The 10569-nt window shown below is 53.4% G+C and carries 10 protein-coding genes and 1 pseudogene; 4 read left to right on the top strand and 7 right to left on the bottom strand.

The features are described 5' to 3' along the window. The 3 genes and pseudogenes from AACS18_RS01605 to arcA form a co-directional block, all read right to left on the bottom strand. A pseudogene (locus tag AACS18_RS01605) lies at nt 1–184 on the bottom strand (ornithine carbamoyltransferase); the annotation flags it as partial. Between the two features lie 79 nt (nt 185–263). After that, the gene (gene arcC, locus AACS18_RS01600) at nt 264–1190 is read right to left on the bottom strand and encodes a carbamate kinase (RefSeq protein ID WP_108613530.1); all 927 of its coding nucleotides are present in this window, start codon (nt 1188–1190) and stop codon (nt 264–266) included. Between the two features lie 62 nt (nt 1191–1252). Further along, on the bottom strand, nt 1253–2473 hold the full coding sequence (gene arcA, locus AACS18_RS01595) for an arginine deiminase (RefSeq protein ID WP_005339718.1): 1221 nt from the start codon (nt 2471–2473) through the stop codon (nt 1253–1255). 747 nt (nt 2474–3220) lie between these two features. Here arcA and AACS18_RS01590 point away from each other — a divergent pair. The 3 genes from AACS18_RS01590 to AACS18_RS01580 all read left to right on the top strand — a co-directional run bounded on the left by AACS18_RS01590 (nt 3221) and on the right by AACS18_RS01580 (nt 4512). Then, a complete protein-coding gene (locus AACS18_RS01590; protein ID WP_005339717.1) occupies nt 3221–3397 on the top strand; it encodes a hypothetical protein in 177 nt (58 codons plus the stop codon). A 97-nt stretch (nt 3398–3494) separates the two neighbouring features. Further along, nucleotides 3495–4142: an AAA family ATPase gene (locus AACS18_RS01585; protein ID WP_005339716.1), complete on the top strand. Its 648-nt coding sequence runs from the start codon at nt 3495–3497 to the stop codon at nt 4140–4142. Nucleotide 4143: 1 nt separating this feature from the next. Next, nucleotides 4144–4512, top strand: coding sequence for a CopG family transcriptional regulator (locus AACS18_RS01580; protein WP_108613529.1), 369 nt, complete (start codon nt 4144–4146; stop codon nt 4510–4512). A gap of 737 nt (nt 4513–5249) precedes the next feature. Here AACS18_RS01580 and hemN read toward each other — a convergent pair. The 4 genes from hemN to AACS18_RS01560 all read right to left on the bottom strand — a co-directional run bounded on the left by hemN (nt 5250) and on the right by AACS18_RS01560 (nt 9148). Next, nucleotides 5250–6623, bottom strand: a complete 1374-nt coding sequence (gene hemN / locus AACS18_RS01575) for an oxygen-independent coproporphyrinogen III oxidase (protein WP_108613528.1) — start codon at nt 6621–6623, stop codon at nt 5250–5252. 31 nt (nt 6624–6654) lie between these two features. Beyond that, a complete protein-coding gene (locus AACS18_RS01570; RefSeq protein WP_005339712.1) occupies nt 6655–7095 on the bottom strand; it encodes a DUF2489 domain-containing protein in 441 nt (146 codons plus the stop codon). Between the two features lie 11 nt (nt 7096–7106). Then, on the bottom strand, nt 7107–7694 hold the full coding sequence (gene yihI / locus AACS18_RS01565; RefSeq protein WP_108613527.1) for a Der GTPase-activating protein YihI: 588 nt from the start codon (nt 7692–7694) through the stop codon (nt 7107–7109). Nucleotides 7695–8530: 836 nt separating this feature from the next. Then, nucleotides 8531–9148 carry a c-type cytochrome gene (locus AACS18_RS01560; RefSeq protein ID WP_005339710.1) on the bottom strand — a complete coding sequence of 206 codons (618 nt, stop codon included), beginning with the start codon at nt 9146–9148 and terminating at the stop codon, nt 8531–8533. A 142-nt stretch (nt 9149–9290) separates the two neighbouring features. Here AACS18_RS01560 and yihA point away from each other — a divergent pair, with 142 nt between their 5' ends. Then, complete coding sequence (gene yihA / locus AACS18_RS01555) at nt 9291–9947, top strand: ribosome biogenesis GTP-binding protein YihA/YsxC (RefSeq protein ID WP_043823173.1); 657 nt, start codon at nt 9291–9293, stop codon at nt 9945–9947. The last annotated feature ends 622 nt before the right edge of the window (nt 9948–10569 follow it).

The raw sequence follows: 10569 nt of genomic DNA, 5'->3' as shown, positions 1-10569 counted from the left end.
AACGGGTGCGGGTAGAGGTCTTCTCGAAAATCAGGGCGATGTTCTTGCCGACCAGATGCTTGCGCTCGTAGCCACCGTATTTGGCTTTCTTCAGGTCGATGGCCAGGTCGATCATGTATTGGATTTCGCGCGGGGTGAAGTCCAGCAGTTTCAGGAAGTTACGGTTACGCAGATTAAAAGCCATGATGAGTTCTCTCTATATATGTTTCAGACCAGTTCGGGCAGTAGTGTTGACTACGCATTCTCAGTACAGATATCGGTAATTACGCATGTACGGTGCGGGTGGCGACGATATTGGTGCCGGCTTCACCCTTGAGGATAGCGAGGCCATCTTCCAGCGAGCCGATGCCGACCATACCGCCGGTCGCTTTGACAAATTCACAGGAGGCTTCGACTTTCGGCCCCATGGAACCTGCGTCGAACTTGACCCCGGCCAGCTCGTCCGGGCTGGTGACCCGCAGCGGATGCTGGGTCGGTTTGCCCCAATCCAGATAGACGGCATCGGCATCGGTCAGGATCAGCAGGGCGTCGGCCTTGATCTGCTTGGCCAGATAGGCGGCAGACATGTCCTTGTCGATGACGGCTTCGATACCGGTCAGGCTCTGGCCATCCCAAGTCACAGGGATGCCGCCACCACCGGTACAGATGATGAGGTGGCCCTGGGCAATCAGGGTTTCGATAGCGTCGCCTTCGACGATGCGCTGGGGCAGCGGGGATGGCACTACGCGGCGGAAGAACTTGCCGTCAGCCTTGACGACCCAGTGCTTCTCTTCTGCCAGAGTGCGGGCTTCAGCCTCTTCGTAAACAGGGCCGATAAATTTGGTCGGGTTGGCGAATGCCGGATCCTTGGGATCGACCTGCACCTGAGTCAGCAGCGCGGTGACGTTGCGGCTCGGCATCAGGTTTTTCAGTTCCTGAATCAGCATGTAGCCGATCATGCCCTGGGACTCGGCACCCAGCACATCCAGCGGATAGGGGGATACCTTGGTGTAGGCGCTGTTCTGCAGGGCCAGCAGGCCGACTTGCGGGCCGTTGCCATGCACCAGCACCACGTTGTACTCCTGAGCGATCAGGGCGATGGTCTTGGCGGCCGTTGCGATGTTCTTGCGCTGGATATCCGCTTCCAGTGGCTCACCACGACGGAGCAGAGCATTGCCACCCAGAGCGACGACGACAGTTGGTTTTTTCATAGTGGTTAATCTCGAGTTTGGTTCTGTGTGGCGCCAGCTTCTGCCGGCGCCACGCCGTCTCATCAGATGCTGTCGCGTTCCATCGGGCAGCTCATGCAGCGGGCGCCGCCGCGGCCACGGCCCAGTTCATCACCCGGGATGGAGAGAACTGTGATACCGGCTTTGTCATACTTCTCGTTGGTGTAGGTATTGCGCTCGTAACCCACCACCACGCCGGGACGCACGGTCAGCACGTTGTTGGCGTCGTTCCACTGCTCACGTTCGGCTTCGAAGCTGTCACCGCCAGTGGTGATGATCTTCAGCTGATCCACGCCCAGCGCTTTCTCGATAGCAGTGACGAAGTAACCCTCTTCCTTGATGTTCATGCCGGTGGCGCCGCCCGGAGTCAGGCTCCAGCACTGCACATCCTTGCGGATCACTTCCGGATAGACGGAGAAGGTGTCGATATCCATGTGGGTCATCACGGTATCCAGGTGCATGCAGCTGCGGTGTTTCGGCAGCTCCATGGCGATGACCTGTTTAGCCTGACCGTGTTTGAACAGGCTGCGAGCCAGGTGCTCGACACCTTGCGGGGTGGTGCGCTCGGACATACCGATCAGCACGGCGCCGCGGCCGATAACCAGTACGTCGCCACCCTCGATGGTGGAGTTGTCGTAGTCACGCTCCTCGTCACCGAAGTACTTGATGAAGTCCTGACCGGCAAACATCGGGTGCCAGCGGTAGATGGCCTTCACATGGTTGGTCTCGCGGCGACGAGCCGGCTTGGCCATCGGGTTGATGGAGACGCCACCGTAAACCCAGCAGGAGGTGTCACGGGTAAAGAGGTGGTTGGGCAGCGGCTCGATGATGAAATCGGTCGGAGCGTGCATGCCCACTACCATGTTGACGCCGCTGTAGGGCATCTCGGAGTAGGTCAGGCCGCCGGAGAGAATGCGGGCCAGTTCACGGTGCGGCATGTCAGCCAGGAAGCAGCGCACGTCGTTGGCAAAAGAAGAGCCGAGGCGATAGTCGGAGACCTGATGTTGCAGCAGCCATGTTTTGGCTTCCGGCACATCCAGAGTCTCGGCCAGCAGATTGGTCAGCAGGAAAACTTCGACATTCTGATCGCGCAGTACCTGAGCGAATTTGTCGTGCTCCTGACCGGCGCGTTCAACAGACAGGACGTCATCGAACAGCAGATCCTGGCAGTTGGAAGGAGTCAGACGCTTCAGACTGAGGTTGGGGCGGTGCAACATGACACGGCGCAATTGGCCAACTTCAGAACCTACATAAAATTTGCTCATGATTATATTCCGTCTAGCAGTGGTCCCTGCGAGTGATTGAATAGATTCCTTCTATTCATGCTCGTGGCTAAGGCGGGATATTCTTTATGTAGGGTAATCGGCTTATGTTCTATCCTGCCCTTGCCTTTCGAGACCGAGGTTAGCCCTGCGAATAACGACAAACTTAGACATTGATCACATTCACTCAGAACTGAATATATTCACCATCCAATCTATGACCCCGGTAGCAAATTGCGCATTTTCCACACAAAGCTCACCGAATAACCATGCAAAAACACCCCGCTATATTTCAGGTTGATTCATTTTTTATTCATACCAGTTCACTGGAGTGATTAAATGCAAATAACAAAAACCGTTAAAAATCATTACTGTAAATAACTTTACAAATAGAATTTGAATATTACTCCCTAGGTATTGAATACATCGCCGTGACGGGAGGAACGCGGGAGAAATAAATACTCACATCTACCACATTCACTGCATAAATCTTTTCTTGTTCCAGATCATGGCATTGATGCCAACCCCATCAGGCTCGGCCTTATAAGTCATCACCTCTTTGTGCAGTTCAACTTAATATGCACAAAGTCCGCATCAAGGTGGGCAGCCATCCTCGTCGGTCACCACAACGCCTTTTGATACTTTTTTCATTAATTGAATTTATTCGTCTCACCTTGCGCTGGCGCCAACCTCGACTTAACTCAAAAAGTGATCCAGATCACACATAAATGGCACTACCAAGGAGTTGTTATGAAAATGAAACCCATGCTGTTGCTCGCGACTTTGCTGCTCTCTGCGCTCCCCACCCTCAGTCAGGCTGAAGGAGCCCCTGCCATGCCCATGGTGGTATGCCATGTCGACAAGGCCCCTCAAATGCTGGTGCCTGACTATGTCTGCCGCTGGCAGGGAGGCAGCGTTCATTACTAGTCGAAACAACGAGAGGAGCATCACTCCTCTCGCCTTGTGATGAGACAGGCCCCTCCTATACTGAAATCAGCGGTTTTCTCATGGATAGGGGAACGTCATGATCTTGTTGGTCGGTGGAGAGAAGGGGGGGAGTGGCAAGAGCTGCCTGGCACAAAATCTGGCGGTCTACCTCAGATCCCAATTTCAGGGGGAGGTGTTACTGGTCGACTGCGACCCGCAGCGCACCACCTCTGACTGGATTCAGGAGCGCAATGACAACCCGGAGCTGCCACAAATCAACTGCGTACAGCTCTATGGCAATATTCGCAACGACCTGCTCAGCCTGAAAAACCGCTACGACTACGTCATCGTCGATTGCGGCGGGCAAGACAACCGGGCACTGCGCTCCACTATGGCTGTCGCCACCCACGCCCTGATCCCCTTGCGCCCGAAACGTCGCGACCTCAAGACCCTGCCCCACATGGAAGATCTCATCACCACCTGCAAGATGGTCAACCCGACCCTCAATGCAGCCGTAGTGCTGACCCAGTGCCCCGCCCTGCCCAATCAGGTAAAACGCATTCTGGAAGCGAAAGAGGTTTGCTCCTCGTTCGGTGTCGACGTCCTAAACGCCATCACCTATGGCCGCAACGTCTATGACGACAGCGAAGAGAAGGGACTGTCGGTGATGGAGATCGAGCCGGATGGCAAATCCGCCGAAGAGATCCGGGCCATCGCCAAAGAGTTCCTGCAAGTGGGGGTGTGAGATGGGTCTGGCTGATCTGAAGAAAAAGCACCAGTTGCATCACCAGAAGAAGTTCACCGTTGACGAATTTATCGAAGATGCGGAGTTCTACGCCAAGGGCAAACCCAAGGTGGTCAGCCTCGAACTGGGCCTGCATCGTGATGAGGCCTTGTCGGCGTTGGCCTTTATCGAGAGTGGCGAGCACCTGAAGCCCAGCTACAAAAAGGCCACCTTCTCCATGAGCACGGTGGCCATCGACGAGCTGGGTAATCTGACCCAGCAAGATGGCATGAACAAGTCCCTGTTGCTGCGCCTCTTTACCCACTACTTCTCTTCGCTGACTCCTGAAGAGCGCCAGACCATCTATGATCGGCTCAACCAGCGCTCATAATTTCTCCATTCAGCCGCTCTTTGTGTGCCTCACCAACTCACCCCGAATGACCATCATCAGACTGCAAAATCTGTTTCTGAAGCAACCAAAACGCGCTGTAAGAGATCTGCCATTCCATATGTAAGCCAACAGCCGAAAAGATCCCCGAGATAATCGGAAGATAAGATCTTAAAACATGAAGACGAGAAACTTAACTAGCTGTTTATAAATGAATAAATCGAAACTCACCACTTTCGAAACAGCTAATGACAAAAACGTTTTCCAATCTGGCGTTGTAGCCGGTTAGAAAATCCTTATAGTTACTCATGCACGGACGCAATGAAGTCGGTCAGGAAGACTGGCTGCCAGGGTTGGGCAAATGGACTCACCACAGGATGTGGTAAAGGACACCTCCCAGGACGGAGAAAGTGCGACGGGACAGGATGACTCGTCAGGCCAAGATGGCTAAAGGACACCCCAAAGGATTGGGAAGGGGAAACCTAAAGGAAGAGGTAAACAGTCAGGGATTGCAGGGAGCAACTTCGTTCAAGGATCTGAGCGATACGACTACCGGGGGCGACGCAAGTCGCCCCCATCTTTTTATCTGCATTTCACCGTCCCCTTGCTTGGCTCTCAATTGCTTGCCTCAGCGCAGAGAGTTCTTACCAGAACCTTCCCGACCCGCTGCTTAAGCAAAAATACAGATGAGAAGGGCGCCACGATGGCGCCCTTCTCTGTTTTCTGATCGGCAAACACGCTTATATCACACGAGAAAACTGCTGCTGGCGAGCCTTGTTGCGCAGGTAGACGTCGAAGCACATGCAGATATTGCGGATCAACAGCTGTCCTGTGGAAGATACCTCAAGCCCGGCATCAGTCATGCGCACCAGCCCATCATCGATAAAGGTCTGTAGCAGCTTGAGATCCTCGGCGAAGTACTCTTTGAAATCCAAGCCAAATGTCTGCTCAATGGTGGTGAAGTTCAAACGAAAATCGCAGATAAGGCGCTTGATAACTTCACGGCGGATCAGGTCATCCTGATTGAGCGAGCAGCCTTTCCACTGGGCATGCCCCAACTCCTCAACCTGACCGTAATAGGTTTTGAGCTCTTTCTGATTCTGCGAGTAGGCATCCCCGATCATGCTGATGGAGGAGACCCCCAGCCCCAGCAGATCGCAATCACCTTGAGTGGTATAGCCCTGGAAGTTGCGGTGCAGCTTACCCTCGCGCTGCGCGACCGCCAGTTCGTCATCTGGTTTGGCAAAATGGTCCATGCCGATGAACTGGTAACCCTGACCGGTGAGGAAGGCGATAGTATCCTGCAACATGGCCAGCTTCTCCTGCGGAGCTGGCATATCCACCTCTTTCAACTTGCGCTGGGCGGCAAAGCGGCTCGGCAGATGGGCATAGTTGAAGATGGAGAGGCGCGCCGGATCCGTCTTGAGCACCTCTTCCAACGTATGGTGGAAGCTGGCACGATCCTGATGCGGCAGGCCATAGATAAGGTCGAGGTTGGTCGAGCGGAAGCCAAGTTCACGGGCTCGTTCCAACATGGCTTTAATAAAGTCGTTGTCCTGCTCGCGGTTGACCGCAACCTGTACATCCTTGTTGAAGTCCTGCACCCCAAGGCTGATGCGATTGAAGCCGACGTCTCGCAGCACATCCAGCATGGTAATGGCAATCTCGCGCGGATCGACCTCGATGCTGAACTCCCCCTCTTCGGCGAAATGGAAGTGCTCACGCAGCATGGCCATCAGACGGCGCGTTTGTGCTTCATCCAGATAGGTGGGTGTTCCACCCCCCCAGTGCAGCTGGGTGACCAGACGGTGCTTGAAGAGCGGGGCTTGCGCCTTGATCTCCTGCTCCAGGTAGTCGAGATACTCGTCAGCCTTGTGCTGATGGCGGGTAATGACCTTGTTGCAGCCGCAGTAGTAGCAGAGCTTGTGACAGAAAGGGATATGCACGTAGAGCGACAGATTGCGCTCGGGATACTGGCCGGCAGCGCGGACAAAATCCGGATAGCCGAAGCTCTCGTTGAACTCCAGCGCAGTGGGATAAGAGGTGTATCGCGGGCCACTGTAGTTATATTTTTCGATCAGGGCCTGATCCCACACAATCTGTTCTGCTTGCACGCTCGCTTCCTCTCTTGTTGTTATTGTTGGCTCACCGACCTAACTGAAAATCCTTCAGCTGGGCCACATCCTTGAGGATCTGAGCCTCCAGCTCGGCCTCGTAGCCGCTGCGTTCGAGATCCATCTTCATCACTTCATTGCGCTTGAGGGCGCGTCTGGCCTCATGAGTCGGCATATCTTTCACCTTCTCATACAGCCCGTACAGACCCGGGAACTCGGCAACGAACGCCCGCCCCCCCTTGATCTGCAACGCATCCAGCAGATTGGTCAGCCGAATGGCGCCTTCGGAGTAATCGCACTGCCCCTCCTGCACCGCATGAGCAATGACCCGCACGCTCTCCAGAATTCGTTCATTGCGAGCGGTAATCGCCTGCCACTGCATCGCTTGCTGTCGTCTCAGCCTGGCCAGCAGCATGCCTGCATAGATGGCCAATCCTGACAAAATCAGGCCGCCCAACAGGGCGGCCAGCATCCATCCACTCATCACTTTTTCTTCGGCTCAGGCTTGGGTTCCGGCTTGAAATCGACCTGGTTGAAACGGTCCCACAACTCCTCTTCGGAGGCCGGTTTCTGCTCGTCGAACTCGGCGTCATCGCCATCATCAAACGGCAGCTCGTCATCTTCATCATCGTCGTTGTCGATGATGCCCAACTCATCCATCAGCTCCTGATAACGGTCGACGCGCTGATCAACCCAGGCCTGCTCGGCCGCTTCCAGGGTTTCACCGGCATCAAGACGATCCAGCAGATCATTCAAGCGGTCATCGTTTTCGATGGAAGCCAGCTCCTGCTCGGGGGTCATCACCAGCTTCTTCTCTTTCACCGCCTTGGGGGCTGTCGGCTTCTTCTGTTTGTCATCCACCACCAGTACCACCGGCTTGCGGGAACCGATACGCGGATCTTTGGACTGGCTATTGCCAGACTTGCTCTTCGGCTGTTCAACTTGCTGACGAGAACCAGCCTTCAGGCCTTTGCGCTTGGCTGCCCGTTTACGCTCACGGCCTTCCTGAGCACTGACATCAGATTCTTTGCGCTTGCCAGTAGGCTTGCGAGTGGGTTGTTTGGCAGACATGAATGGCTAACTCCGAAAATAACTGGTTTGACCCGTACCCGGGATGATCTCACCCGGTGGGATACGATGCGAGGAACAGTAAGGCTGGAACAAGAGCAGGATCCCGCACCAATCAGGCCCAATCAGGCCACTGAACACCGCAGGATCGGTATCCTCTGGGCATGTTGCTGGTATTTTGACACAGAATGGCTGATCGGGTTAATGACCCAAAAGAAAAAAGGCAGCCGAAGCTGCCTTGATATGTTCATGCGTGCGCCATCCTGAATGGCAAAACAATCTGTTTCGTCCTCTCCGTGACAACTTGTCGCCGCATCATATCGTTGTGTGGTCATCCTGACCTTATATTGGTCGTTCCTGAATGTGCGTGTGCCTGTTTGACCCGTCTCGACCGCATCCTGCCATCGTGCCGGGGAGTCTGCATCCCGCACCCCCATCCCGCTCCGGAGATGGTCACCATCCTGATCCTTCAATCCTTTGCCAGCTCATCCGAGCCCATGGCATCCCGCCACGCCAGCCATCCTCTGCTCACAACACCCTGTCGTGAAACCGCCACCCAATCCGTGGGTGAATCCATTAAGCCTACTGTACCAACTCTATAAAGCGGCTCAATCCACTCAAAACATTCTCAACATGTCGAAAGATATCAATATTCATATAATTTATTGATAAATAATGATTATTTAATATTTTATGCAATTTTATGAGCCTTGGCCTGCCTTGAGAATGGGAGATCTCTTACAGAACGGGGGGATTAAACCGAGAATTATCTGAAAGCCATAAAAACAACGGGGAGCCCAGGCTCCCCGTTTCAACTCAAATCGACCGTATCGACTATATCAGTGCAGACCCGCCACATATTTGGAGAGAGCTTCGATATCCTGATCAGTCAGTTTCTTGGCAACGTCCCGCATCATGCCATTCGGATCGTTGTCACGCGTCCCGGCACGGAATGCGGTGAGCTGAGCTTTGATATAGGCAGGATGCTGGCCGGACAGGTTGGGATACTTCGCCTGTTCGACACCAGAGCCACGGGGACCATGGCAAGCCGTACAAGCTGCCAGACCGCGACTCATGTCACCACCCATATAGAGTGCCTTGCCCGCTTCGACCACGTCGTCAGGGACAGCGATAGGGGTAACCTTCAGGCTGGAGAAATAAGCCGCCAGGTCATCCATGTCCTGTTCCGACAAAGGTAACGCCATCGGCCCCATCACTGGCGCAACCCGGCCAATTTGACCAGAAGCGGCAGCCTTCAGTTCAACTAACTGTTTTTTGATATATGATGCGTGCTGACCAGCAATTTTGGGGTACATATCAACCAGGCTGTTTCCGTCCGGTCCATGACAAGCCGCACAAACGGCAGCCTTGGTCTGTCCCGCAGCGGCATCGCCCTTGGCTTGTGCCATCCCCGTTACGCCAACCATCAGAGCAAGAGTAATGACTAGGTTCTTCATGGCGTTCCAACTTTTCGTTATTAGGCTTCCAGATCCCATGCCGCTGAAGGCATGTTAAAATAAACGCGTTTAAGCGACGCTATTTTACACCATTTTACAAAAAAGTAACTCTATAACCCTCTATCTCCATGGGGAATTTACGTTGGATACACAAACTCTGAATTTCAATAAGGTGCATTTTGTGACCAGCGCACCCGACATCCGTCACCTGCCAAATGATGGGGGTGTCGAGATCGCGTTTGCCGGCCGTTCCAACGCCGGTAAGTCATCTGCATTGAACACCTTAACCAAACACAAGAACCTGGCGCGCACCAGTAAGACACCCGGTCGTACCCAGCTGATCAACCTGTTTGAGCTGGAACCGGGCAAGCGTCTGGTCGACTTGCCGGGTTATGGTTATGCGCAAGTTCCGCTGGAAATGAAGCTCAAGTGGCAAAAGTCACTGGCAGAGTATCTGCAGCGACGTGAGTCATTGAAAGGTCTGGTGATCCTGATGGACATCCGCCACCCGCTCAAAGATACCGACATGAACATGCTGGAGTGGAGCTCGCACCGTCAGCTGCCCGTCATGCTGCTGCTGACCAAGGCTGACAAATTGAGCCCCGGCCCGCGCAACAACCAGGTGATCAAGGTGCGCCAGGCCGTTGCCAACCTCGGTTCCCAGATCCAGGTCGAAGCGTTTTCCTCCCTCACCCATATCGGTGTGGAGAAGCTGGCGCAAACCCTGACCGAATGGTACGTCAGTGGTGACGATACCGACCTGCTGGACGCTGATGAACAGCAACCTGCCGAGGAGTAATCTACTCCTCGCTCTCCTTGCAATTGGCGGAGCACTCCTCCGCTGATTGAAAGGGTTTCAGATTACTGCTTTCACCTGCCTCATGACAAATACCCCGCATTCGCCTCCCCCTGCTATATCCAATACTGCTTAAAGTTCATATAGATAGGCAGTTAATTCACACGAATAATTAACTTAAGTAGGCGTTGATAGCGTTTTCAAATTCGTTCTTTCAAAACGAACAAGAATCACAAAAAGAGACAAAAATGAAATTTAATTACAAGATCTAACCGAAAGGGATAAAAATGAGGCCGGACGACAGTGATGCCATCCAGCCTGAAATAATAAGTTCAAAAAATTGGGAAGAAGCTGAATCTTGAGTACCAGACGACAGGTATTCCTCAAGAAGCAGCCTCATTCTATCAAATGCATCGCCAATTTAAAGCATTTACTCTAAATGGCGCGCATAAAAAAACACCCCGACGAGAACCTCATCGGGGCAGCTATTCAGCCACATTCAATTACGTGAAATAAAAGGTCTGAAAGATAGAACATCTTACCTCTGTACCCTACGCAGACAACTGTACAGCAAAGCAGCAGAAAGTGAAAGTAATTTATGTAATTTAGTTTCACAACTTACAAA

This window comes from Aeromonas sp. HMWF015 (genome assembly GCF_963878965.1).
GTDB lineage: Bacteria > Pseudomonadota > Gammaproteobacteria > Enterobacterales > Aeromonadaceae > Aeromonas > Aeromonas veronii.
Note: the sequence above shows the minus strand (reverse complement) of the source record. Positions and strands in the feature narration are given on the sequence as shown.